General features: G+C 44.8%; 23 protein-coding genes, 1 tRNA gene, 1 pseudogene and 1 riboswitch. Of the genes and pseudogenes, 18 read left to right on the top strand and 7 right to left on the bottom strand.

Annotated features, from left to right (window positions below):
- Positions 1–39 precede the first annotated feature (39 nt).
- Both BUB52_RS08565 and BUB52_RS08560 read right to left on the bottom strand, forming a co-directional pair.
- Positions 40–1,527 (bottom strand): xylulokinase, encoded by a 1,488-nt coding sequence (locus BUB52_RS08565; RefSeq protein ID WP_009120974.1) that lies wholly within the window; start codon positions 1,525–1,527, stop codon positions 40–42.
- A gap of 38 nt (positions 1,528–1,565) precedes the next feature.
- Complete coding sequence (locus BUB52_RS08560; protein ID WP_039950345.1) at positions 1,566–2,297, bottom strand: NUDIX hydrolase; 732 nt, start codon at positions 2,295–2,297, stop codon at positions 1,566–1,568.
- Positions 2,298–2,692: 395 nt separating this feature from the next.
- On the opposite strand from BUB52_RS08560, the gene fabD reads away from it, so the two are divergent.
- The 10 genes from fabD to BUB52_RS08510 all read left to right on the top strand — a co-directional run bounded on the left by fabD (position 2,693) and on the right by BUB52_RS08510 (position 11,069).
- Positions 2,693–3,580 carry an ACP S-malonyltransferase gene (fabD, locus tag BUB52_RS08555; RefSeq protein ID WP_009120977.1) on the top strand — a complete coding sequence of 296 codons (888 nt, stop codon included), beginning with the start codon at positions 2,693–2,695 and terminating at the stop codon, positions 3,578–3,580.
- Between the two features lie 155 nt (positions 3,581–3,735).
- Positions 3,736–3,826, top strand: a riboswitch (TPP riboswitch).
- Positions 3,827–3,892: 66 nt separating this feature from the next.
- Positions 3,893–4,090, top strand: coding sequence for a sulfur carrier protein ThiS (gene thiS, locus BUB52_RS08550; RefSeq protein WP_009120978.1), 198 nt, complete (start codon positions 3,893–3,895; stop codon positions 4,088–4,090).
- A 4-nt stretch (positions 4,091–4,094) separates the two neighbouring features.
- Positions 4,095–4,742, top strand: coding sequence for a thiamine phosphate synthase (locus BUB52_RS08545; protein WP_009120979.1), 648 nt, complete (start codon positions 4,095–4,097; stop codon positions 4,740–4,742).
- 7 nt (positions 4,743–4,749) lie between these two features.
- Positions 4,750–5,526 carry a thiazole synthase gene (locus BUB52_RS08540; RefSeq protein ID WP_009120980.1) on the top strand — a complete coding sequence of 259 codons (777 nt, stop codon included), beginning with the start codon at positions 4,750–4,752 and terminating at the stop codon, positions 5,524–5,526.
- Between the two features lie 20 nt (positions 5,527–5,546).
- Entirely contained in the window at positions 5,547–7,232 is a 1,686-nt protein-coding gene (gene thiC, locus BUB52_RS08535; RefSeq protein WP_009120981.1) for a phosphomethylpyrimidine synthase ThiC, read from the top strand.
- A gap of 18 nt (positions 7,233–7,250) precedes the next feature.
- Positions 7,251–8,378: a 2-iminoacetate synthase ThiH gene (gene thiH / locus BUB52_RS08530; RefSeq protein ID WP_009120982.1), complete on the top strand. Its 1,128-nt coding sequence runs from the start codon at positions 7,251–7,253 to the stop codon at positions 8,376–8,378.
- Positions 8,379–8,408: 30 nt separating this feature from the next.
- Entirely contained in the window at positions 8,409–9,104 is a 696-nt protein-coding gene (locus BUB52_RS08525) for a HesA/MoeB/ThiF family protein (protein ID WP_009120983.1), read from the top strand.
- A gap of 109 nt (positions 9,105–9,213) precedes the next feature.
- The gene (locus tag BUB52_RS08520) at positions 9,214–9,807 is read left to right on the top strand and encodes a thiamine phosphate synthase (RefSeq protein ID WP_009120984.1); all 594 of its coding nucleotides are present in this window, start codon (positions 9,214–9,216) and stop codon (positions 9,805–9,807) included.
- Between the two features lie 21 nt (positions 9,808–9,828).
- A complete protein-coding gene (thiD, locus tag BUB52_RS08515; protein ID WP_009120985.1) occupies positions 9,829–10,629 on the top strand; it encodes a bifunctional hydroxymethylpyrimidine kinase/phosphomethylpyrimidine kinase in 801 nt (266 codons plus the stop codon).
- 215 nt (positions 10,630–10,844) lie between these two features.
- Positions 10,845–11,069, top strand: a complete 225-nt coding sequence (locus BUB52_RS08510; protein ID WP_022219150.1) for a DUF4248 domain-containing protein — start codon at positions 10,845–10,847, stop codon at positions 11,067–11,069.
- A gap of 226 nt (positions 11,070–11,295) precedes the next feature.
- Here BUB52_RS08510 and BUB52_RS08505 read toward each other — a convergent pair.
- A pseudogene (locus BUB52_RS08505) lies at positions 11,296–13,110 on the bottom strand (YfbK domain-containing protein).
- A gap of 311 nt (positions 13,111–13,421) precedes the next feature.
- On the opposite strand from BUB52_RS08505, the gene BUB52_RS08500 reads away from it, so the two are divergent.
- From BUB52_RS08500 to BUB52_RS08480, 5 genes are all read left to right on the top strand, one after another.
- Positions 13,422–13,901 (top strand): HU family DNA-binding protein, encoded by a 480-nt coding sequence (locus BUB52_RS08500; protein ID WP_009120989.1) that lies wholly within the window; start codon positions 13,422–13,424, stop codon positions 13,899–13,901.
- Between the two features lie 148 nt (positions 13,902–14,049).
- Positions 14,050–15,171: a DUF362 domain-containing protein gene (locus BUB52_RS08495; RefSeq protein WP_009120990.1), complete on the top strand. Its 1,122-nt coding sequence runs from the start codon at positions 14,050–14,052 to the stop codon at positions 15,169–15,171.
- A gap of 14 nt (positions 15,172–15,185) precedes the next feature.
- Positions 15,186–15,581 (top strand): phosphoribosyltransferase, encoded by a 396-nt coding sequence (locus tag BUB52_RS08490; protein WP_009120991.1) that lies wholly within the window; start codon positions 15,186–15,188, stop codon positions 15,579–15,581.
- A gap of 87 nt (positions 15,582–15,668) precedes the next feature.
- Positions 15,669–16,478: a patatin-like phospholipase family protein gene (locus BUB52_RS08485; protein WP_009120992.1), complete on the top strand. Its 810-nt coding sequence runs from the start codon at positions 15,669–15,671 to the stop codon at positions 16,476–16,478.
- A gap of 27 nt (positions 16,479–16,505) precedes the next feature.
- Positions 16,506–18,203 carry an alpha-amylase family protein gene (locus BUB52_RS08480; RefSeq protein WP_009120993.1) on the top strand — a complete coding sequence of 566 codons (1,698 nt, stop codon included), beginning with the start codon at positions 16,506–16,508 and terminating at the stop codon, positions 18,201–18,203.
- A gap of 27 nt (positions 18,204–18,230) precedes the next feature.
- Here the strand turns inward: BUB52_RS08480 and BUB52_RS08475 are convergent, their stop codons facing one another.
- Entirely contained in the window at positions 18,231–18,470 is a 240-nt protein-coding gene (locus tag BUB52_RS08475; RefSeq protein WP_009120994.1) for a DUF6965 family protein, read from the bottom strand.
- A gap of 299 nt (positions 18,471–18,769) precedes the next feature.
- Between BUB52_RS08475 and BUB52_RS08470 the strand changes: the two genes are divergently transcribed.
- The 3 genes from BUB52_RS08470 to BUB52_RS08460 are packed head-to-tail and all read left to right on the top strand — an operon-like array spanning position 18,770 to position 21,957.
- On the top strand, positions 18,770–19,435 hold the full coding sequence (locus BUB52_RS08470; RefSeq protein ID WP_009120995.1) for a DUF2461 domain-containing protein: 666 nt from the start codon (positions 18,770–18,772) through the stop codon (positions 19,433–19,435).
- 39 nt (positions 19,436–19,474) lie between these two features.
- A complete protein-coding gene (locus tag BUB52_RS08465) occupies positions 19,475–19,921 on the top strand; it encodes a NanQ anomerase/TabA/YiaL family protein (protein ID WP_009120996.1) in 447 nt (148 codons plus the stop codon).
- Positions 19,922–19,947: 26 nt separating this feature from the next.
- Entirely contained in the window at positions 19,948–21,957 is a 2,010-nt protein-coding gene (locus BUB52_RS08460) for an alpha amylase C-terminal domain-containing protein (protein ID WP_009120997.1), read from the top strand.
- 79 nt (positions 21,958–22,036) lie between these two features.
- Here BUB52_RS08460 and BUB52_RS08455 read toward each other — a convergent pair whose 3' ends face one another.
- The 3 genes from BUB52_RS08455 to BUB52_RS08445 all read right to left on the bottom strand — a co-directional run bounded on the left by BUB52_RS08455 (position 22,037) and on the right by BUB52_RS08445 (position 23,401).
- Positions 22,037–22,750, bottom strand: coding sequence for a tetratricopeptide repeat protein (locus tag BUB52_RS08455; RefSeq protein WP_009120998.1), 714 nt, complete (start codon positions 22,748–22,750; stop codon positions 22,037–22,039).
- A gap of 225 nt (positions 22,751–22,975) precedes the next feature.
- Positions 22,976–23,049: transfer RNA gene (locus tag BUB52_RS08450), tRNA-Arg, on the bottom strand.
- A gap of 169 nt (positions 23,050–23,218) precedes the next feature.
- Positions 23,219–23,401 (bottom strand): hypothetical protein, encoded by a 183-nt coding sequence (locus BUB52_RS08445; RefSeq protein ID WP_009120999.1) that lies wholly within the window; start codon positions 23,399–23,401, stop codon positions 23,219–23,221.
- Positions 23,402–23,653 lie beyond the last annotated feature (252 nt).

The following is a 23,653-nucleotide window of genomic DNA, read 5'->3' as shown; positions in this document are numbered from 1 at the left end:
GTTTTTAAAGGATTAATATATTTACTGTTTAACTGTTTGCTATTTCATATTGATGTCCAGACATTGTTTCCAACGTGCATACGCATCTGCGTAAGCCTGACGGTCGGACTGCTTCGGCTCTATGATTTCCAGTTTCTCCAATGTTGCAAAAGCTTCGTTATTGTCTTTATAAATACCCGCGCCTATACCTGCGCCTTTGGCCGCACCTACCGAACCGTCGGTATCATAAAGTTCGATTACCGCTCCCGTTACGCCGGCCAGTGTTTCGCGGAACAGCGGACTGAGGAACATATTGGCCTTGCCCGCATGGATTTTTTGTACCGGAATACCCATTTGCTCCATAATATCGATACCATATTTAAAGGAGAATACGATTCCTTCCTGTGCGGCACGGATAATGTGCTGCTTGCCATGCTGGTTAAAGTTGACACCCTGAACGGAACAACCTATCTCCTTGTTTTCCAGCATACGCTCTGCACCGTTGCCAAAAGGCAGGATACTGACACCTGCACTGCCGATGGGAGCTTGAGCCGCAAGAATATTCATGTCGTTGTAAGAAATACCTTCGGGAGCAACGGTGCGTTTCACCCACGAGTTGAGAATACCCGTACCGTTGATGCACAAGAGAACTCCCAAACGGGTTTGTTCTGCGGTGTGATTGACGTGCGCAAAGGTGTTGACACGTGATTTCGGGTCATAATTCACTTCACCGTTCACACCGTACACTACTCCGGATGTTCCTGCGGTAGATGCAATTTCACCGGGATTGAATACATTCAGTGACAATGCGTTATTAGGCTGGTCACCGGCACGGTATGTAATTGGCGTACCCTCTTTCAAACCCAATTCCTGTGCAGCCGTAGCATTTACACGTCCTTGTTCGGAAAAAGTCGGTTTGATATCGGCTATCAACGAATGGTCAAAACCATAATATTTCATCAGGAAGTCCGCTACCCGGTTGTTCTTGAAATCCCAGAACATACCTTCCGACAAGCCTGATACGGTAGTGCAGATTGTACCGCTCAACTTCATGGCAATGTAATCGCCGGGCAGCATAATCTTGTATATCTTCTCATAGACAGAAGGCTCATTTTCCTTTATCCAGGCAAGTTTGGATGCCGTGAAGTTACCCGGAGAGTTCAACAGATGAGAAAGGCACACTTCCTCTCCCAACGTTTCAAAAGCTTTTTGTCCGTAAGGCACTGCTCTTGAATCACACCAGATGATTGCCGGGCGCAATACATGTTGGTCTTTGTCAACGCACACCAGTCCATGCATCTGGTAAGAGATGCCGATTGCTTTGATATCTGCCGCATCCACACGGGAATCTGCCAATACGGCTTGCGTAGCCAATTTTAAGTTTTCCCACCAGTTTTCCGGATTTTGTTCCGCCCAACCCGGTTTTACGGCGATAATTTCCGCCTCTGTTTTCGGAAAGAATGCAGAAGAGACACATTTACCACTTTCTGCGTTTACCAAACTCGCTTTTACGGACGAGCTGCCGATGTCATAACCTAATAAATACATGATGAAGATTTATGATTTTTAATTTATGATTTATGATTTCATCGTCTCACCTTATTATATATCTTTTTGTCAAACCGATAATACCGTGCAGCGCGGTGGGCTACGCCTTGTTGTTTTTCTTCCAAGGGAACCACATATTCCATGAGGGCTATCTTTTTATGGAAATTGCGCACATCAATCTGTTTGCCGTACAATAATTCGTATAAGGTGCGAAGCTGGGATGCCGTAAATTTACGCGGCAGCAAATCAAACAATGACGATGGATTAAACTCTATATATTGGCGGATGTAGGTCATAGCCTCTTTGATGATAAGGTTATGGTCGAATGCCAGCGCTTTGATGTCCGGCAAAGCCACCCAACTTGCCATATAATCGTCCAAATCGCGATTCAGCGCACGGTCTATCTTTACCAGCGAGAGGTATGCGATGGTTACGATACGCTCCACTTTGGACTGCATGGCCCGCTCCAGCCAGTGCACATCCTTAGGGTCTTTGGTGCGGTTTTTGGAACCGAATGCCTTGAACTGCATCAGATTTACATTTTTGAGACCTGTCAATTCGTTCAGTACCCGTTGGGCAGCTTCATCCAAATCCTCGTCCATATAAATCAAACTGCCGGGAAGTTTCATGTCATGAAAGATTTCACCTTCTTCCTCTCCCGCCCGTTTAATCAGCAGAACTTTCAATTGCTCTCCGTCAAAACCGATCACTACACAATCTACGGAAATATGATTGTTGGCCAACGGCATGTTATGTTCCATGTTTTGCATAATATTTATGTTTAACGGCTGCAAATATAATGAGGTTTTTCTAATTTGCAATAAAGAAAAAGAATATTTTAATGATGTTATAAAGCATTATTTTACAGGTAAATACATATCATACATTTTACAATATGAACTTATTGTGTTATCGTATAAAATACAATATGTAATTTAAGCGGATACCCGGCATAAGTAATTGTAAGATATACAATAACTGTAAACTGCTTAATTTATAAGGATTTTACCGCTTGCCTGCCTGTCCTTCGAAAGTGGTACATATTGTATTCTAACCACATGTAAAAATAGTGCATTGCACAAAAAACGTCCATTTGTGCGGTGGTTATCAGAAAAACCTATACCTTTGCACCACTTTTTTAATTAAACACTAAAAATAAGTAAATATGAAAGCATTTGTATTTCCAGGTCAAGGTGCTCAGTTCGTAGGAATGGGTAAAGACTTGTACGAAAATTCGGCTTTAGCCAAAGAACTTTTTGAAAAAGCAAACGATATCCTCGGATATCGTATTACAGATATTATGTTCAACGGCACGGACGAAGATTTGCGCCAAACCAAAGTAACGCAACCTGCCGTATTCCTTCACTCGGTAATTTCCGCGCTTTGTATGGGCGATGATTTCAAACCGGAAATGACTGCCGGTCACTCACTCGGTGAGTTTTCCGCATTGGTTGCCGCCGGCGCGTTGAGCTTTGAAGACGGTCTGAAACTTGTATATGCCCGTGCCATGGCAATGCAGAAAGCTTGTGAAGCGCAGCCTTCCACTATGGCCGCCATCATTGCTTTGCCGGACGAAAAAGTGGAAGAAATCTGCGCACAGGTAAGTGCGGAAGGCGAGGTTTGCGTGGCTGCCAATTACAACTGTCCGGGACAAATCGTAATCTCAGGTTCCATTGAAGGCATCAACAAGGCTTGCGAACTGATGAAAGCTGCCGGAGCGAAGCGCGCTTTGCCTTTAAAGGTAGGCGGTGCATTCCACTCTCCGCTGATGAACCCTGCCAAGGTCGAATTGGAAGCAGCTATCAACGCTACTGAAATCCATACTCCGAAATGTCCTGTCTATCAGAATGTAGACGCTCTTCCCCACACGGATCCGGCTGAAATCAAGAAGAATCTTGTGGCTCAGCTGACAGCTTCCGTACGCTGGACTCAAACAGTCAAGAATATGGTTGCCGACGGTGCTACCGACTTTACGGAATGCGGTCCGGGTGCAGTTCTGCAAGGGCTTATCAAGAAGATTGATGCCAGTGCAACGGCTCATGGCATTGCATAATCCATAAAAGAAATTCCTTTTGGAGTTACTTCCGGTGGGGATGTGTCAAAATTTCGATTGGCACATCCCCATCTTTTTTATTCATTTTGCTTCCCTTTGATAAAAAATCCTCTCCTTTTGTTTTTTATATTTTATTTTCCTTTACCTTTGCCACCGTAAAGACAAAGGGGTGCCCCGACGGGCTGAGATTATACCCTCGAACCTGATGCAGTTAGTACTGCCGTAGGAATTGGATATTTTTTCTTCTTGGAACTTACCTTAACGGTACTTCTTTGTATTTACTTCCATTGTTTTACTTAACAGAAACAAAACATGAAAGTATTAATCAACAACAAAGAAGTGGAAACCGAGGCCGTTACCCTTTTACAACTGACAAATGAACTTTCCCTGCCAGCGCAAGGCGTCGCCGTTGCTGTCGATAACCGCATGGTTCCACGTGCGGAATGGACGGATTATGCTCTGTCCGAAGGAATATCTATCGTTATAATAAAAGCTGCCTGCGGCGGATAAGCCTATGAAATCACTTCAGTTCATTACACATTACACCGAAAGGTATTCCTACCTCGACTCGGCCCGTATGGCTTTGGAAGGCGGTTGCCGATGGATACAACTGCGCATGAAAGATGCCGGAAAAGAGGAGATACTGCCCATAGCGACGGAAATACGAAAATTATGCAATGATTGCGGCGCAATATTCATTATCGACGACCATGTGGAACTGGTCAGGGAAATCCGTGCTGACGGCGTACATCTCGGCAAGAATGATATGCCCGTTGCCGAAGCGCGGCGCATACTCGGAGACGAATATATCATAGGCGGTACGGCCAACACATACGAAGATATAAAGAAGCATTGGCTCGACGGAGTAAATTACATCGGCTGCGGACCGTTCAGATATACCACCACCAAACAAAAGCTCAGTCCTATTCTGGGTTTGGAAGGATATAAAGAGATTATCCGTCAAATGCGCGCGGAGAACATCAACCTGCCTATCGTCGCTATCGGCGGAATTACCTTCGCAGATATTCCGTCTGTCATGCAGACAGGAATTACGGGCATTGCCCTTTCGGGTACCGTGCTGCGGGCGGATAATCCGGCGGAAGAAATGTGGAGAATACTTGCGGCAATCAATCAAACAGACAATCACCGAACTAACAAATAAATAAGATATGGAGAAATTAATCATTGCGGGACGTGAATTCAACTCCCGCCTGTTTTTGGGAACGGGAAAGTTCAATTCCAATGAAATCATGGAGCAGTCCATTCTGGCATCCGGCACGGAAATGGTGACGGTGGCCATGAAACGTATAGAGCTGGAGAATAAAGAAGATGACATGCTGAAGCATATCCGTCATCCCCATATCCAGCTTCTGCCCAACACTTCCGGCGTGCGCAACGCCGAAGAAGCCGTATTTGCCGCGCAAATGGCACGCGAAGCATTCGGAACCAACTGGCTGAAACTGGAAATCCACCCCGATCCGCGCTATCTTCTTCCCGACTCCACCGAAACCCTGAAAGCAGCGGAAGAGCTGGTAAAGTTAGGCTTTATAGTTCTTCCCTATTGTCAGGCAGACCCTACGCTTTGCAAACGTCTGGAAGAAGCCGGAGCCGCCACCGTCATGCCGCTGGGTGCGCCTATCGGTACGAATAAAGGATTGCAGACCCGCGACTTCCTGCGGATTATCATCGAACAGGCCACCATACCTGTGGTGGTAGATGCCGGCATCGGTGCTCCCAGCCATGCCGCCGAAGCAATGGAAATGGGCGCTTCCGCCTGTCTGGTCAACACGGCTATTGCCGTAGCGGGCAATCCCGTAGCCATGGCAGAGGCTTTCAAACAAGCCGTAGAAGCAGGACGCATGGCTTATGAAGCCGGTTTAGGATTGCAGGCCGATAACTTTGTGGCCGAGGCCAGTTCTCCCCTTACAGCCTTTCTCAATGAATAAAACACATTATTAAATAAGCTATGAAACCAAGAATTAAATTTCCCCGTTCGGAAAAGGTATACCTGTCGGGAAACATATATCCGGAACTGCGCGTGGCTATGCGCAAAGTAGAGCAAGTACCCAGTACGACTTTTGTCGGAGAAGAAAAAGTCATTACTCCCAATCCGGATATTTACATTTACGATACCAGCGGTCCGTTCAGCGACCCCGATATAGAGATTGACCTTAAAAAAGGATTGCCCCGTCTGCGCGAGCCCTGGATTTTGCGTCGCAACGATGTGGAGCAGTTGCCGGAGATTACTTCGGAATACGGCCGTATGCGCCGTGACGACAAGTCGCTCGACCACCTGCGCTTTGAGCATATCTCATTACCCTATCGCGCCAAACAAGGCAAATGCTGCACGCAGATGTATTATGCCAAGCAAGGTATCATCACTCCCGAAATGGAATATGTGGCGATTCGCGAGAACATGAATTGCGCCGAATTAGGAATAGAAACGCATATCACCCCCGAATTCGTCCGCCAAGAAATAGCGGAAGGGCGTGCTTTGCTTCCCGCCAATATCAATCATCCCGAAGCCGAACCGATGATTATCGGCCGTAACTTCCTTGTGAAAATCAATACGAACATCGGTAACTCCGCCACCACTTCAAGCATCGACGAAGAAGTGGAAAAGGCCCTTTGGAGCTGCAAATGGGGCGGTGACACTTTAATGGATTTATCTACCGGAGAAAACATCCACGAAACGCGCGAATGGATTATCCGAAACTGCCCGGTTCCCGTAGGCACGGTGCCCATCTATCAGGCATTGGAAAAGGTGAACGGCAAAGTAGAGGAGCTAACTTGGGAACTCTATCGGGATACCTTGATTGAACAATGCGAGCAAGGCGTGGACTACTTCACCATACACGCGGGTATCCGCCGCCACAACGTACACCTGGCGGATAAACGTCTGTGCGGTATCGTAAGCCGCGGCGGAAGCATCATGAGCAAATGGTGCTTGGTACACGACCGGGAGAGCTTTCTGTACGAGCATTTCGATGACATCTGCGATATATTGGCGCAATACGATGTAGCCGTTTCCTTGGGCGACGGCCTGCGTCCCGGTTCTACGTACGATGCCAATGACGAAGCGCAGTTTGCCGAACTCGATACCATGGGCGAGCTTGTGCTCCGTGCCTGGGACAAGAATGTACAGGCTTTCATCGAAGGCCCCGGACACGTGCCCATGCACAAGATTAAGGAGAATATGGAACGTCAGATAGAGAAGTGCCACAATGCGCCGTTCTACACGCTCGGCCCGCTGGTTACGGATATTGCTCCGGGGTACGACCATATCACTTCTGCCATCGGTGCGGCGCAAATAGGTTGGCTGGGTACGGCAATGCTGTGTTACGTTACTCCGAAAGAGCACCTTGCATTGCCCGACAAAGAAGATGTACGCGTAGGTGTCATTACCTATAAGATAGCCGCCCATGCCGCCGACCTTGCCAAAGGGCATCCCGGCGCGCAAGTACGCGACAACGCCTTGAGCAAGGCACGTTACGAGTTCCGCTGGAAAGACCAGTTCGACCTTTCGCTCGACCCGGAACGCGCACAGACCTATTTCCGGGCGGGACACCATATCGACGGAGAATACTGCACCATGTGCGGGCCGAATTTCTGCGCGATGCGGTTGTCAAGAGAATTAAAGAAAAAAGAGTGATTCAATAAAAAGAATTATATGTTTTCAGACGAATTAGAAAAAATATCCTGGGAAGAGACGACCGACCGCATCCACTCCAAAACAGATGCGGACGTACGTCGTGCTCTTTCCAAAGAACATTGTGACGTAGAGGACTTTATGGCACTCATCTCACCGGCCGCCGTCCCCTATCTGGAAACGATGGCGCGTTTAAGCAAAAAGTATACGGAGGAACGTTTCGGCAAAACGATTTCCATGTTTGTGCCGTTGTATATTACGAACTCCTGTACCAACTCCTGCGTGTACTGCGGCTTTCATATCAGTAATCCCATGCCCCGCACCATATTGACGGAAGAGGAAATTGTGAACGAATACAAGGCTATCAAAAAGCTCGCTCCCTTTGAGAACCTGTTGCTGGTTACGGGTGAAAACCCCGCCAAAGCCGGCGTTCCCTATATCGCCCGCGCACTCGATTTGGCAAAGCCTTATTTCAGTAACCTGAAGATTGAGGTAATGCCCCTGAAAGCCGAAGAGTATGCCGAGCTGAAAGAGCATGGCATGAACGGCGTTATCTGCTTTCAGGAAACCTACCATAAAGCAAACTATAACATCTATCACCCGCGCGGCATGAAGTCCAAATTCGAATGGCGTGTCAACGGTTTTGACCGTATGGGACAGGCGGACGTACATTCCATCGGTATGGGAGTGCTTATCGGTTTGGAGAAAGAGTGGAGAACCGATATTTGCATGATGGCATACCACTTGCGCTATCTCCAGAAACATTACTGGAAAACAAAGTATAGCGTCAACTTCCCGCGCATGCGTCCCTCGGAAAACGGTGGTTTCCAACCCAACGTGATTATGAGCGACCGAGAACTGGCGCAAGTTACATTCGCCATGCGGATATTCGACCATGATGTGGATATATCCTATTCTACCCGCGAACCGGCTTTCATACGCGATCACATGGCTACTCTGGGAGTAACCACCATGAGCGCGGAAAGCAAGACGGAACCGGGCGGATATTACAGCTATCCGCAGACATTGGAGCAATTCCACGTCAGCGATGAACGCAAAGCCGTGGAAGTGGACAAAGCCTTAAAAAGTTTAGGCCGCGAACCCGTATGGAAAGACTGGGATGCCAGTTTCGACCTGAAACGGGTTTAAGCCTCTTTCTTTATACTTATAATTCTCATCATGACCCGATACAGCAGACAAACCTCTCTTCCCGAAATAGGAGAAGACGGACAGGAAAAACTGCATAAGGCAAGAGTTCTGATAGTAGGCGCAGGCGGACTTGGTTCCCCTGCCGCCCTCTATCTTGCAGGTGCAGGGGTAGGTACAATAGGTTTGGTGGACGATGACACGGTCGGTATCAGCAACCTGCAACGCCAGATATTGTACACGGAAAACGAGGTAGGACAACCTAAGGTACACTGTGCCGCCCAAAGATTGCAGGCTTTGAACGGTGATGTAAAAGTACATGCCTATCCTTTCCGTCTCAATCAGGAGAATGCCCGCCGTCTGGTTGCCGAATATGACATCATTGTAGACGGATGCGATAACTTCTCCACCCGTTATCTGATTAGCGACAGTTGCAGCTCGCTGAACAAGCCTTATGTATACGGCGCTATTCAGGGATTTGAAGGGCAAGTTTCCGTATTCTGTTACGGTGAGCGACCCAAGACATACAGGGATTTGTTTCCCGACGAAACCGCAACATTGCAAATGCCCGCTCCCGACAACTCCGTCGTAGGTGTTACCCCTGCCATCGTAGGCAGTGTGGAAGCGAGTGAAACGATGAAGCTCATTTGCGGCTACGGCGAGGTCTTGGCAGGGAAATTATGGACTGTGGATTTAAGAACCATGCAATCGTTCGTTCTTTCATTGTGAAAACGAATGATTTGCCCTTTAATAAGTAAATGCGCATAATTAGTTTATACTATCTTGATATAAATTAATTCTCAACATTTACTTACCTAAAAGCAATATCCCGAAAAGTATGAAACTGATAACGATTACCCTACCTGTATTCTTTGAAGAAGAAGCCGAAGCAATCACTTCCCTGTTCGATGCAGGGCTTGAGATTCTGCATCTTCGGAAACCCGGCGCTTCTTATGAAGATATGGAAAAATTATTGAACAAGCTTCCGTCGGAGTATCTGGAACGTATCGTCACTCACGAGCATTTCCAACTGGCGTCTTTCCTAAATTTGAAAGGTATCCATCTGAACGGACGCAACCCGGTAGCGCCGGCAGGCTTTACCGGACACATCAGCCGCTCCTGCCATTCATTGGAAGAAGTCTCAAAATACAAAACAACCTGCGATTACGTATTCCTCAGCCCCATATACGATAGTATTTCCAAAAAGGGGTATTCCTCTGCCTATACTCCCGACACCCTGCAAAAGGCGCGGCAAGCAGGCATTATAGACGCTAAAGTAATGGCATTGGGTGGTGTCACGGCAGCGCATTTCCCCGAAATCAGTTCATCAGGTTTCGGCGGTGCGGTTCTTTTGGGAGATATATGGAAACGGACGGGAACGGATTTTATCGGGCACTTCAAGGAATTACTCCGTTTGGCGTCTTTATTTTAATCATCAAACATTTATATTATCATGTCAACTATTCCTGTCATTCTCACCATTGCCGGTTCCGACTGTTCCGGCGGTGCAGGCATACAAGCGGATATTAAAACGATTTCTGCGCTGAAAGGGTACGCCGCCTCTGTCATTACCGCCGTTACAGCGCAAAACACAACGGGAGTTCAAGCTGTCTACCCTATCCCGCCGGATATTGTTCGAGCACAGATAATATCCGTAACAGACGATTTGCAGCCTGCCGCTATCAAGATAGGAATGGTACACAATGCCGCTATCGTGCATACCATAGCAGAATGTTTGCAAAAGTACCGGTCTCGTTTTGTCGTCTATGACCCCGTTATGGTATCCACCAGCGGGCGAAAACTAATGACGGAAGATACCGTTTGCGCTATCCAAAACGAACTGTTCCCCCTCTGTTCCCTGATAACTCCCAATTTGAGCGAAGCGTCTTTGCTTCTTTCCAACCCCGTTACGGACCTGGAGGAAATGAAACACGCCGCTCGTGAGCTGGCAAACCGCTATCATTGCGCCGTACTGGTGAAGGGCGGTCACTTATCCGGCGGCACAATGTGTGATGTATTGTACAACAACGGTAGTGTCAGCCTGTTTGAACAGCAAAAAATAGAGAGTTACAACCTTCATGGTACGGGATGTACGCTTTCTTCCGCCATCGCCACCTTTGCTGCCCGCAACAACGGACTTGAAGAAGCTATCCGTCAAGCCAAAGCCTATATAGGCAAAGCTATTTATTATGGTAAAGACCTGCATATCGGACATGGAAACGGGCCTCTATGCCATTTCTTTTCCGGGGAATAAACTCAGTTCTTAAATAATAAGCAGAATTGAGATAAAGATAAAACTTATAAGTCGATATTGAGAATCGGTTTATATCAAAACACTCTGTCATTCAGAGCGTATAAACTAATTTTGAGAAACTTCATAATTAAAGCCCGAAACACTTGACAAAGGGTATCCTGATTTCGTATATTTGTATTCTGAACAACTGATAACATTAACCTAAAACTTAGCAAATGGCAAAATCTATTTCTTCTTTTTCCGAATTGGCGCAGATGTATTTCCCCGGGTGCTCTACTCCCAAAAATGCGGTAAGATGCTTGCAACGCAGTATCAAAAGATGTACAAAATTGGCAACATTATTAGCCGAAACAGGTTATCTTCCATACAATCACCGTTGGATTTCGCCCAGACAGCAAGCGCTTATTTTTGAGAATTTAGGAGATCCTTACCCCGATTAAACTTATGAAAAGACATAAAAAAAACGGCATTTCACACTGTGATTTGCCGTTTTTTTGTACCTATATTTCAATGAATTCATTTATAACCTCAGAAATACCTACTAATAAATTTTGGAAGAATTTACTATAATTTTTCCAGAATTATAGTAAAATTCAAAACACACTCATTAATAAGGATATTTTAGTTGTATCATCATTTTACTTTTTTGTATAACAATTCCTGTTTCTATTCTTTATCCAATTCTTTAGCTATTTCCACCAAGCGGATAAATTCTCTTTTATATCCTTTGGCATCCTTACCAAGACCGGTCTTAGTAAGGGAAATAATTTTGTCATAAGTGGCTGTTCCCTTATAGTCGGAATCGCGAAGTAACTGGCCGAACATTGCCACTGCCGAAGCAAAATGAAAATCCACCGATACTTTATTTGCTTTATCATCCGCAAGAGTAATCTCTATTCTCTTACTACTATCCCCATCCGGTTGTTTGTAGCGAAGTTTCACTGTCAATAATTCCTTGGAAAGTGATACGGGAACAGTCTTTTCCGGTTTTTGGTATTTCAATTCGTCCACCTTACCTGCATAGTCGCTTTCTACTCCTGCGGGAATCACTTCGTAAAAAGCGGTTACCGTATGTCCGGCTCCCATTTCTCCTGCATCTTTCGCATCATTGTTAAAGTCTTCGTCCTGCAACAAACGGCTTTCGTAGCCTATCAGCCGATAAGCCTGTACCTGTGCCGGATTGAATTCAACCTGCAATTTCACATCTTTTGCCACCGTATGCATCGTTGCGCCAAATTCATTCACCAGTACCCGATTGGCTTCCTGCAAATTATCTATATAAGCATGGTTACCATTTCCTTTTTCAGCGAGCACCTGCATTTTACCGTCTTTGTAATTGCCCATTCCATATCCCAATACCGTAAGAAAAACGCCCGTTTCACGCTCTTTCTCTATCAATTTTTCAAGAGCTTTTCCGGATGATATGCCTACATTGAAATCTCCGTCCGTACAAAGAATGATACGGTTATTGCCACCGGGCACAAAATTCTTCCGGGCTATTTTATAAGCAAGTTCAATACCCGCGCCACCCGCTGTGGAACCTCCTGCCTCGAGTTCGTCAATGGCATCTTTAATCTTTTGTTTGTCACTGCCGGAAGTGGAAGGCAATCTTTCGCCCGCAGCCCCTGAATAGACCACAATGGCTACTCTGTCTTTATCACGAAGATTATTTACCAAAAGTTTAAGCGATGACTTTACCAAATCCAAACGTTCGGCGCCAACATCAATCAGAAACACCAAATTGGATACCGGCAGATTTTCCGTAGGAATTTCTCTGGCTTTCAAACCGATACGAACCAACCGATGAACTGGATTCCAAGGACATGCACCTACTTCGGTCGTAATCTTTACAGGAGCGTCTCCCGTCGGTTTCGCATAATCATAGGAAAAATAATTTATCAATTCTTCCGTACGGACGGCATCTGCCGGCGGCAGCTGTCCTTTGTTAAGGTAGCGGCGCATATTGCCGTAAGCCGCTGCATCGACATCAATGGAAAAAGTGGACAGCGGCGTATCCTTTACTTTCATGAATCCGTTTTCTACGATTTCATTGTATTCTTCGGAAGGAAGTTCCTACCGAACCGGAACATACATTATCCGTATTTCCTCCGAGGATACATCTTCCACAGATTCTCCTACCGTATAACCGGTGACCATGGATTCTTTGAGCGCTTCAGGAGACTCCTGCAACACAACATTGAGTTTGGCAGACTTCACCGTTTTCTCTTGGGTAATGCAGCCTATATAAGAGAACACGAGTGTATCGCCTGTATTGGCGCTGATAGCATACTTTCCGTCAGCATCGGTCAGTGTTCCGTTTCGGGTTCCTTTTATAAGTACACTGCAGCCTATTATGACGGAACCATCTTCTTTTGCCGTCACCTTTCCTTTTACAGTTACAGGTTTTGCGCTGGCAGGCGCCACTGACATCATTGCCGTCAGTAAAGCGAGTACTACAATCGTCCAATGTTTTGTTTTCATATCTTTAAGGTTTTCTACTTTATAACTGCAAATATACTAATTAATGATATCATATTTATCTATCGGCGGCTTAAACTTTTATTACTACCTTGACTTCTTTCCGTTAGAAAGTCGGAAACCGCAGAAACAGTCTGTAACTCAAAAAGAAAAAGATTTAGCAATCAATGGATTATGACTTTTCTTAAAAAACATACTTCTAAAGGGTTTAAAAGGGGACTATGGCAATAAAGACCTATTGTATCTTTGCATAGTCGTTGAAATAAACGGCAATAGTAAACCTTATTTTTTTAACCAATAAAACTTTAACAATTATGGCTTTAGAGTATGTAGTAACCAAAAGAGTGTTTGGCTTTGACAAGACAAAAGCGGAAAAGTATGTAGCGCGATCTGTCGGTTCGGGACAGGTGAGTTTCGACAAAATGTGCGCAAAGGTCAGCCGTCTGTGCGGTATTCATCGCAAAGTGGTGGATTTAGTGGTGAGCGGTCTGGTAGACATGATGGCAGAGGATATTGACGACGGTAAAACCGTACAAATGGGTGAATTCGGATTGTTCCGCCCTACCATTAAAACGAAGAGCGCCGATGCCGCAGATGCCGTCAAGGCAAGTAATATCCTTTCCAAGCGTATCGTTTTTACTCCGGGAAAGATATTCCACCGTACGCTGGATGAAATGAGCGTTACCCGTTCCGTACCTGTCGACACAGACTATACGGACGGAAGCAGTAACGGCGGTAATAATAGCGGCGGCGGTTCAGGGAACGGCGGCGAGGAAGAGAACCCGTTAGGTTAATCGTCAAATAGGAAGACATGGCTCTTCCACACGAAAAGAGTGTAAAGCAGCGGATTTTGTTCCGCTGCTTTTTTTATTTCATATACCTGTCATTATTTAATTTTATCTATTATTTTTGCAAAAATAATCACAATAAACAGGTATATATATGGAAAAAGCCAAAGTATATTTTTCAGACTTACGAACCTCTCCCACCTCTAATCTTTTAGACAAGATGGAACGCCTGCTTAAACGTGCAGGCATCGGACAACTTCCTTTGAAAGACAGTTTTACCGCTATCAAGATACATTTCGGAGAACCGGGTAATTTGGCGTATATCCGTCCTAATTATGCCGCACGCATGGCAAACCTGCTCCGTAGTTTCGGAGCCAAACCTTTTCTGACGGATTGCAATACGTTGTATTCCGGACGTCGCTCCAATGCGGTAGACCATTTGCAGAGCGCCATGGAGAACGGTTTCAATCCTATATCCGCCCAATGTCAGGTGATTATTGCCGACGGGCTGAAGGGTACGGATTACAGGGAAATACCGGTAGACGGGGAATACTGCCCTGCTCCCAAGATAGGTACCGCCATTGCCGATGCCGATATCATCATCAGCATGAATCACTTTAAAGGACATGAGCAGGCCGGATTTGGCGGCGCTCTGAAAAATCTTGGAATGGGATGCGCCAGCGTAGGCGGTAAACTGGAATTGCACGCTTCATCGCAGCCCAAGGTGGATATCGAAAACTGCATCGGATGCAATATATGCGTAAAGCATTGCGCCCATGACGCCATACATCTGAACGCCGGACGTAAAGCGGAAATAGACTATGCAAAATGTGTGGGATGCGGACAATGCGTAGCCCTGTGCCAGCATGACGCTGCCGTAGTAAGCGACTGGGATACGTCCGAACGTCTGAACTACAAAATAGCGGAATATTCCGTTGCCGTACTGAAAGACAAGCCGCACTTCCACATCAGTTTCATTATGAACGTATCGCCGGAATGCGATTGCTGGAACCATAATGATGCCGCCATCATTCCCGACCTCGGCATGCTGGCGTCGGCAGACCCCGTAGCGCTGGATAAGGCTTGCGCGGATTTGGTGATTCAGGCTCCCGTACTGCACAGCGATAATGTGCTTGCCAAGAAACACGAGCACGAAGACTTGTGCGGCTGCGACAAATTCCACATGATACATCCCGATACGGACTGGCTTGCCGGATTGCGTCATGCCGAAAAAATAGGCTTGGGAACAATGAATTACGAGTTGATAAAAATATAAACCGCATTACTCTTATGGCAAAAACAATGGAAGAAGTGCTGGAGCGTTTCCGCACGATCGAGTTCCACGATGATTTTGATATGATTGTAGCTATTGCCAATGGCGGTATTGTTCCGGCCGGCATCATCAATCAGCGTTTACAAAAAGAAGTGCATCTGCTGCGCATCAATTTGAGGGACGAATACCAACATCCTAAATACGATACTCCGCAATTGCTGGCTCCCGTTGATTTTGATTTCAAGGGAAAGAGCATTTTACTGGTGGACGACCGCATAAAAACGGGGTCTACCATAAAGCTGGCGCGTGAATTGCTGAAAGAGGCGCGCAGCATCAAAACCTTTGCGGTAAACGGTACGGCCGACTATGCGTTGTTTGATGAAGCGTGTTTCAAATTCCCGTGGATACTATAATAAATGAACATTTTTCTACTATTTTCCTTTCTTACTACGATAAAATAACTAATTTCGTACCGAACAAAAACAGTAGATTTTAACAACATGGAAGTAGTAACGAACAACTGGTTCTCAAACAAATATTCTATCGGTTATGCCCTGAGCGGCGGTTTCATTAAAGGTTTTGCCCATTTAGGAGCCATGCAGGCTTTATTGGAGCACGATATTAAGCCCGACATAATTTCCGGCGTCAGTGCGGGTGCGCTGGCCGGTGTTTTTTATGCGGACGGTAACGAGCCCCATAAAGTATTGGATTATTTTGCCGGGCATAAATTCCAGGATTTAACGAAACTGGTTATTCCCAAAGTGGGCTTGTTTGAGCTTAGTGAATTCAAAGACTTCCTGAAAAGCAACCTGAAGGCGAAAAAGCTGGAAGAGCTGAAATTGCCGTTGATTATCACCGCTACGGATTTGGACCACGGGCGTCTTGCGCATTTTCATAAAGGGGATATTGCGGAGCGTGTAGCCGCATCTTGCTGTATGCCTGTACTGTTTGCGCCCGTAAAGATAGACGAGACGTATTACGTGGACGGCGGCTTGCTGATGAACCTGCCTGTAACTACCATTCGGCGGGTATGCGAAAAGGTTGTAGCAATCAATGTCAGCCCTTTAATGGCGCCTAAGTACAAAATGAATATCGTAAGCGTAGCCTTGCGTTCGTACAACTTCATGTTCCGCTCCAACTCGTTTCCCGAACGGGAAAAAGCCGACCTGTTGATAGAGCCTTATAATCTGGACGGTTACAGCAACCGGGAGCTGGAAAAGGCGGAAGAGATATTTATGCAGGGATACAATGCCACCAACGACATACTTGAACGCCTGCAAATAGAAAAAGGCACCATATGGAAAGAATAAAAATAACCATTCTCTAAATAACAAGCAATGAGCGACGAAAAAAAACTGATTATTTATCAAGTGTTTACCCGATTATTCGGAAACAACAATAACCACTGCATCAATAACGGCAGTATCGCCGAAAACGGATGCGGCAAGATGGCGGATTTCACCGCCAAGGCATTAGGAGAAATCAAAAAACTGGGTGCTACCCACATTTGGTATACAGGTATCATTGAACACGCAACGCAAACGGATTACCGTCGCTATAATATCCAGCCCGATCATCCGGCTATCGTAAAGGGTAAGGCCGGTTCGCCCTACGCCATAAAGGACTATTATGATGTAGACCCTGATTTGGCGAAAGATGTTCCCGAACGTATGAAGGAATTTGAAAATCTGGTGCAACGTACGCATCGCAGCGGACTGAAGGTAATCATAGATTTCGTACCCAATCATGTGGCACGTCAATACCATTCGGATATGCAGCCGGACGGTACTTCCCAGTTGGGAGCAAACGATGATACGAGCTATGCGTTCAGTCCTTATAATAACTTCTATTATATTCCGCAGTCGGAACTGCATGGACAATTCGACATGAAAGGCGCTGCCGCCGAACCTTATAAAGAGTTTCCCGCCAAGGCTACGGGTAACAACCGTTTCGATGCGTATCCTAACATCAACGACTGGTACGAAACGGTCAAACTAAATTATGGCGTGGATTATCAGAATGGCGGTACCTGTCATTTCAATCCCGTTCCCGATACATGGACCAAAATGCTGGACATTCTGCTGTTTTGGGCGGATAAGAATATCGACGGCTTCCGCTGCGATATGGCGGAAATGGTTCCCGTTGAGTTTTGGGAATGGGCTATTCCGCAGGTAAAGGCCAAGTACCCCGCCCTACTCTTTATCGCCGAGGTATACAATCCGAAAGAATACGGCAACTATCTGTTTCGCGGAAAATTTGATTATCTCTATGACAAAGTGGGACTATATGACACGCTCCGCGCGATAGTTTGCGGCAACGAGTCCGCTACCGCCATTACACGGGCATGGCAAAGTCTGGGCGGAATAGAAAAACGGATGTTGAATTTCCTGGAAAACCATGATGAGCAGCGTATCGCTTCCGATTTCTTTGCGAGTAATCCGCGCAAGGCTATTCCCGCCCTTATCGTATCGGCTTGTATGAATGTAAATCCCATGATGATTTATTTCGGACAGGAGTTCGGCGAACTGGGTATGGATAGCGAAGGATTCAGCGGCAGGGACGGACGTACCACTATCTTTGATTATTGGAGCGTAGATACTATCCGTCGCTGGCGCAATGGCGGGAAATTCGACGGGAAGATGCTGACGGAAAATCAGAAACATTTGTATAGCGTCTATCAACGCATATTGACGTTATGCAACGAGGAAAAGGCGATTGCGCAAGGAGACTTTTTTGATTTGATGTATGCCAACGTCAACGGCTGGCGCTTCAACGAACATAGGCAATATACTTTCCTGCGTAAGTTCGGACGGGATTTATTGCTGTTTGTCGTGAACTTCGACCATATATCGGCCGACCTTGCAATCAATATTCCTTCCCATGCTTTCGATTTTCTGCAAATACCGCAGATGGACCAATATCAGGCCGTGGATTTATTGACCGGTAAGGAAGAAAAAATAAGCCTATTGCCCTATAAGGCAACGGAAGTATCCGTAGAGGGATGCAGCGGTAAGATTCTCAAAATAAAACTATAAAAGATAGATAATGCAGGGTGAACCCAATCACTCTGCATTATCTTTACCTTCCATCTTATCCTTTAATTGATACAGGCGGGTGATGGCCGGATTATAGAATTCATCCGGATAATGAGCGGCTATATCGCTCAGATTGGCCTGTACATACCTTTTCACATCAAATATATTCTCCGCTTCGCTTAACATGACCTGTTCGGGGAATGACGCCGTTTTAGTCCACTCTATCAGAGCGTTAACGCTTTCTTCGTCGTATTTATACTCTTTCATATTTTACATATTTTCTTGCAAAGATATAACAATTGCTAAAGATATGCTTACCCCCATGAACAAAATCTGAAAGTGTAATGTTATATAAATGTGTTTTTCATAGTATTAGATATAAGATTAATTAAAAGAGACGTACCCGCTTGTGATAAGTAAGTACATCAAAAAACAGAAGCGTCTGTTTGATTGATAAATGTGTAAGGAGCATCGGTTTACCAGAGCCGATGCTTTTTTTTTACGTCTGTTTGTAGCATGTTAGAAATATTATCCGTAAATTTGGCAGAAATAAGGATTTATATGATATGAACATCCCTGTTATATTTCAATTTCTGAAAGAACTATCCGCCAACAACAATCGTGAATGGTTCAATGCTCACCGGGAGCAGTATGAAAATGCCCGGAACGAGTTTGAGAACCTGCTGACAGTTATTATCTCCCGTATCTCATTGTTTGACGAAAGTGTTCGTGGCATCGAAGCCAGGGACTGCACATACCGCATCTACCGGGATACACGCTTTACGGAAGACAAAACGCCTTATAAAAATCATTTCGGCGGCTACATCAATGCCAAAGGGAAAAAATCAGACCACTGCGGATACTATGTTCATCTGCAACCGGGAAACTGCCTCTTGGCGGGTGGCAGCTATTGTCCGCCCTCTCCCTTGCTGAAAGCCCTGAGACAGGCTGTTTATGATAATATGGATGAATTTCGGGGGATTGTCGAGGATCCTGCTTTCAAGCAATACTTTCCCGTTATCGGAGAGAATTTTCTAAAGACGGCCCCGAAAGGTTTCCCAAAAGATTATCCGTACCTGAAGTATCTGCAATGTAAGGAATACACCGTTACTTGTTATCAGCCTGACAGCTTCTTTCTGGCTCCCGACTTTCTGGAGCGTACAGATGACGTCTTCAAGCAGATGAAACGTTTTTCCGACTTTGTGAATTACACAATAGACGACTTTGAATAATAATTACCTATTTATAACTAACTAAAAAATATTTGAATTATGGTAGTAGACAGACTTGAAAACATAGAGAAATACGCTTCGCTGAATCCTTTATTCGCACAGGCCATCGAGTTTTTGAAATCGCACGACTTAAACGCTTTGGAAGTGGGAAAAACCGAGCTCAAAGGTAAAGATTTGCTTGTAAATGTAGCGCAAACCAAACCGAAAGCAAAAGAAGATGCCAAGCTGGAAACTCACAGAGACTTTATTGACATCCAGATACCTCTATCAGGAACCGAATTAATGGGGTATACCGCTGCCAAAGACTGCGTTCCGGCCGATGCTCCTTACAACGCGGAAAAGGATATTACTTTCTTTGCCGGTCTGGCGGAAAGCTATATCGAAGTAAAACCAGGTATGTTTGCCATTTTCTTCCCACAAGACGGACACGCTCCCGGTATCACTCCGGACGGCGTGAAAAAAGTAATTGTGAAAGTTAAAGCATAATATCAAATATCCAAAATTAATCCTCTATGGAAACATTGAATTTGATTAAAAACGATCCTTGGCTGGAACCTTATGCAGATGCCATAAACGGACGCCATAAACATGCCGCTGAAAAAGAGGCTGAGTTGACCAACAAGGGAAAGCAGACATTATCGGATTTTGCATCCGGCTATCTTTATTTTGGTTTACATCGCACAGATGACGGCTGGGTGTTTCGCGAATGGGCGCCTAATGCCACCCAAATTTTCCTGATTGGCACATTCAACGATTGGAAAGAAGAGAAAAAATACAGCCTGAAACGTAAGGCGAACGGCAACTGGGAAATAAAGCTCCCCGCCGACGCCATGAAACACGGCGATTTATATAAGTTGATGGTGCATTGGGACGGTGGTTGCGGCGAACGCATTCCGGCATGGGCCAATCGGGTTGTTCAAGATGAGCAAACCAAGATATTCAGCGCGCAAGTATGGTCTCCGGAGAAACCGTACAAGATGAAGAAAAAGAGCTTCAAGGCCGCTACCGACCCGTTGTTGATTTATGAATGCCACATCGGTATGGCGCAACAGGAGGAAAAAGTAGGCAGCTACAAAGAGTTTCAGGAAAAGATTCTTCCGCGCATTGCCAAGGACGGATATAATTGTATTCAGATTATGGCGATTCAGGAACATCCGTATTACGGAAGTTTCGGCTATCATGTTTCCAGTTTCTTTGCGGCTTCTTCCCGTTTCGGTACTCCGGAAGAACTGAAAGAATTGATTGATACAGCCCACAGCATGGGTATTGCCGTTATCATGGATATTGTTCATTCACATGCAGTGAAAAACGAGGTTGAAGGCTTGGGGAACTTTGCCGGTGATCCGAATCAATATTTCTACCCGGGCGCCCGTCGCGAACATCCGGCATGGGACTCACTTTGCTTTGATTATGGCAAGAATGAAGTAATTCATTTCTTACTGTCCAACTGCAAGTACTGGATGGAAGAATATCACTTCGACGGCTTCCGTTTTGACGGTGTGACTTCCATGTTGTATTACAGTCACGGCTTAGGTGAAGCATTCTGTAATTATGGAGATTATTTCAACGGTCATCAGGACGACAACGCCATCTGTTATCTGACGCTTGCCAACCGCTTGATTCATCAAGTTAATCCTAAAGCAATAACCATTGCGGAGGAAGTATCGGGAATGCCGGGGCTGGCTGCCAAGTTTGAGGACGGCGGCTATGGGTTTGATTATCGCATGGCTATGAATGTTCCCGATTATTGGATTAAGACTATCAAAGAAAAGATAGATGAAGACTGGAAACCGTCCAGCATGTTCTGGGAAGTAACCAATCGCCGTCAGGACGAAAAAACAATATCTTATGCGGAAAGCCACGACCAGGCATTGGTAGGTGACAAAACCATTGTTTTCCGCTTGATAGACGCCGATATGTATTGGCACATGCAGAAGGGTGATGAAAACTATACGGTACATCGCGGCATCGCTTTGCACAAAATGATACGTTTGCTGACAGCGACGACTATTAATGGCGGTTATCTTAATTTCATGGGTAATGAATTCGGCCATCCCGAATGGATAGACTTTCCTCGTGAAGGTAACGGCTGGTCGTGCAAGTATGCCCGCCGTCAATGGGATTTGGTAGATAATAAGAATCTGGCATATCATTATCTGGGTGATTTCGATTGCGCCATGTTGGGAGTCATCAAGAGCGTGAAGAATTTCCAGGCTACACCGGTTCAGGAAATCTGGCATAATGACGGCGATCAGATATTGGCGTATATGCGTAAGGATTTGATATTTGTATTCAACTTCAATCCTAAACAGTCTTTCACTGATTATGGCTTCTTGGTTCCGGCAGGTTCTTATGAGGTTATATTAAATACGGATAATCCGGATTATGGCGGTAACGGCCTTACCGATGATACAGTGAAGCATTTCACTCTATCGGACCCTCTGTATAAGAAAGAAAAGAAGGAGTGGCTGAAGCTCTATATTCCGGCACGTACGGCAGTGGTATTGAGAAAGACCAAATGATACAAGTGGTAGAATAAAGAGAGAGGCAGGTAATTGTAATTCAGTACCTGCCTCTCTTTTGCTATCTTCTTGAAAATATTTACTGTAATTGGGAATTGATGAAATTCAACATTGTATTTGCATTGTCTTTCATTTTCTTTTGAGCCGGTTTGTCGGCAGACAATAACGGAATCAGTTTATCCAAATATTCCTTGGCTTGTTTAAATTCCTCTTTTGCTTTATCTGCATCTGTTTTCAGCAGAGTTGCGCCTTGATTGTAGTATAATGAGCCTAAGCTATTGAGTGCGTTTACATTGTCGGGCTGAATAGAAACCGCTTGTTTGAAAGCTTCTTCTGCGGCACTGTTTTTCTTGGCTCTTTGTGCCAAAATACCTTGATTTACATAGTAAGTGGCATACAGCTTGGTCAATGTTTTATTTCCGGGAACTGCTTCCAGACCTTCTTTCAGAGTAGCTACATATTCATCATTCTTCTTCAAATCCTTCAATGCACCGGCTTTACCGATATAAGCATTGGCCAAGTTATACTTTTTCTGTACGGCTATATCGAAATATTTCAAAGCGTCCGCCGGCTTCTTAATTTTATCGGCGCAAACACCGCAGTTAAAAGCGATTACAGAGTCTTGGTTGTTGGTCTGTGTCAGATAAGTACTGAATTTTGTGAATGCTTCTTGATAATTTTTAGCCTCAAGTGCGGCTTTACCTTCGTTGACCAATTGTGCAGGGTCAGCATTCTGCGCAAAGAAATTAGTAGCTGCACAACATAGTGCAAGAGATAAGATTAATTTTTTCATATGCTTTTATTATTTTAAAAGTTGATATTCCAAAGTTAGCAGCCTATAACGTAGGAGCAAAACCTTTTTACCTTTTTTGAGCTTTTTACGAGAGTAGTAACAAGTGTTATTTTACGTAAACAAAGATATTGACGGGATGATAGCGGTTTATCGGGAAGAAAATTCATTAAGACTATAAAACGACGAAAGGCAAGCAGTTTTTATCGACTGCTTGCCTTTTCGTTGTGATTCCGTTGCGATTCGAACGCAAGACCCACGCCTTAGAAGGGCGTTGCTCTATCCAGCTGAGCTACGGAACCAGCCTTAATTGCGGTGCAAAGGTACGTTTTTTTATGAAAACTACAAATTTTACATTCAAAATATTTATTGTTTGTATTAAAATGATAGTCTTCTATATGGCAAGCAAATAGTTGTATTACTGAAACACAATACTTTATACATACATAATATTTTTTTAAAAGAGTTGCATCATAATTGGTAATAAGCGTCGTCAGCCATAATGATTGCATCTTCCAAAGTACCGCCACTTTGTTCTACAAATGCGATAATAGCATCTATAAACTCGTTGAAAGAAGCAATATCCTCACCTGCTGTTTTCTCATTATAATCTTTCTCTGTAAAGTCTAAATTTTCTATTAACTCCGTTTTCATATTTACTCAATGATTATTATAGTATCATTATTAAATATCTTTTTTTGGCAAAAATAATATATCGCCATGACTTCTTAGCTATTATTTGCAAATAATATTTACCATTACAATATATTATACCAAACATATTTCTAATAAGAACTTCCCTCTGAGAAGTGTAATGTAAATGTAATTCAAGTCATTACAGCCTATTAGATCCGTTACTAACGATTGTCTATGTTTTTCTAAATCATTTCTTTAAACTGATATCAA

It is taken from the genome of Bacteroides clarus YIT 12056, from assembly GCF_900129655.1.
GTDB classification, from domain to species: domain Bacteria; phylum Bacteroidota; class Bacteroidia; order Bacteroidales; family Bacteroidaceae; genus Bacteroides; species Bacteroides clarus.
This window is presented reverse-complemented; position numbering and strand designations above follow the sequence as displayed.

Excerpts from the sequence above, each read along its gene's own strand:
- BUB52_RS08480 (WP_009120993.1), top strand. The coding sequence starts at position 16,506 with ATGAGCGACGAAAAAAAACTGATTATTTATCAAGTGTTTACCCGATTA.
- BUB52_RS08510 (WP_022219150.1), top strand. The coding sequence starts at position 10,845 with ATGGCAAAATCTATTTCTTCTTTTTCCGAATTGGCGCAGATGTATTTC.
- BUB52_RS08525 (WP_009120983.1), top strand. The coding sequence starts at position 8,409 with ATGACCCGATACAGCAGACAAACCTCTCTTCCCGAAATAGGAGAAGAC.
- thiS (WP_009120978.1), top strand. The coding sequence starts at position 3,893 with ATGAAAGTATTAATCAACAACAAAGAAGTGGAAACCGAGGCCGTTACC.
- BUB52_RS08445 (WP_009120999.1), bottom strand. The coding sequence starts at position 23,401 with ATGAAAACGGAGTTAATAGAAAATTTAGACTTTACAGAGAAAGATTAT.
- BUB52_RS08495 (WP_009120990.1), top strand. The coding sequence starts at position 14,050 with ATGGAAAAAGCCAAAGTATATTTTTCAGACTTACGAACCTCTCCCACC.
- BUB52_RS08460 (WP_009120997.1), top strand. The coding sequence starts at position 19,948 with ATGGAAACATTGAATTTGATTAAAAACGATCCTTGGCTGGAACCTTAT.
- fabD (WP_009120977.1), top strand. The coding sequence starts at position 2,693 with ATGAAAGCATTTGTATTTCCAGGTCAAGGTGCTCAGTTCGTAGGAATG.
- BUB52_RS08565 (WP_009120974.1), bottom strand. The coding sequence starts at position 1,527 with ATGTATTTATTAGGTTATGACATCGGCAGCTCGTCCGTAAAAGCGAGT.
- BUB52_RS08540 (WP_009120980.1), top strand. The coding sequence starts at position 4,750 with ATGGAGAAATTAATCATTGCGGGACGTGAATTCAACTCCCGCCTGTTT.
- BUB52_RS08560 (WP_039950345.1), bottom strand. The coding sequence starts at position 2,297 with ATGCAAAACATGGAACATAACATGCCGTTGGCCAACAATCATATTTCC.
- BUB52_RS08490 (WP_009120991.1), top strand. The coding sequence starts at position 15,186 with ATGGCAAAAACAATGGAAGAAGTGCTGGAGCGTTTCCGCACGATCGAG.
- thiH (WP_009120982.1), top strand. The coding sequence starts at position 7,251 with ATGTTTTCAGACGAATTAGAAAAAATATCCTGGGAAGAGACGACCGAC.
- BUB52_RS08485 (WP_009120992.1), top strand. The coding sequence starts at position 15,669 with ATGGAAGTAGTAACGAACAACTGGTTCTCAAACAAATATTCTATCGGT.
- BUB52_RS08500 (WP_009120989.1), top strand. The coding sequence starts at position 13,422 with ATGGCTTTAGAGTATGTAGTAACCAAAAGAGTGTTTGGCTTTGACAAG.
- thiD (WP_009120985.1), top strand. The coding sequence starts at position 9,829 with ATGTCAACTATTCCTGTCATTCTCACCATTGCCGGTTCCGACTGTTCC.
- thiC (WP_009120981.1), top strand. The coding sequence starts at position 5,547 with ATGAAACCAAGAATTAAATTTCCCCGTTCGGAAAAGGTATACCTGTCG.
- BUB52_RS08465 (WP_009120996.1), top strand. The coding sequence starts at position 19,475 with ATGGTAGTAGACAGACTTGAAAACATAGAGAAATACGCTTCGCTGAAT.
- BUB52_RS08470 (WP_009120995.1), top strand. The coding sequence starts at position 18,770 with ATGAACATCCCTGTTATATTTCAATTTCTGAAAGAACTATCCGCCAAC.
- BUB52_RS08545 (WP_009120979.1), top strand. The coding sequence starts at position 4,095 with ATGAAATCACTTCAGTTCATTACACATTACACCGAAAGGTATTCCTAC.
- BUB52_RS08520 (WP_009120984.1), top strand. The coding sequence starts at position 9,214 with ATGAAACTGATAACGATTACCCTACCTGTATTCTTTGAAGAAGAAGCC.
- BUB52_RS08455 (WP_009120998.1), bottom strand. The coding sequence starts at position 22,750 with ATGAAAAAATTAATCTTATCTCTTGCACTATGTTGTGCAGCTACTAAT.
- BUB52_RS08475 (WP_009120994.1), bottom strand. The coding sequence starts at position 18,470 with ATGAAAGAGTATAAATACGACGAAGAAAGCGTTAACGCTCTGATAGAG.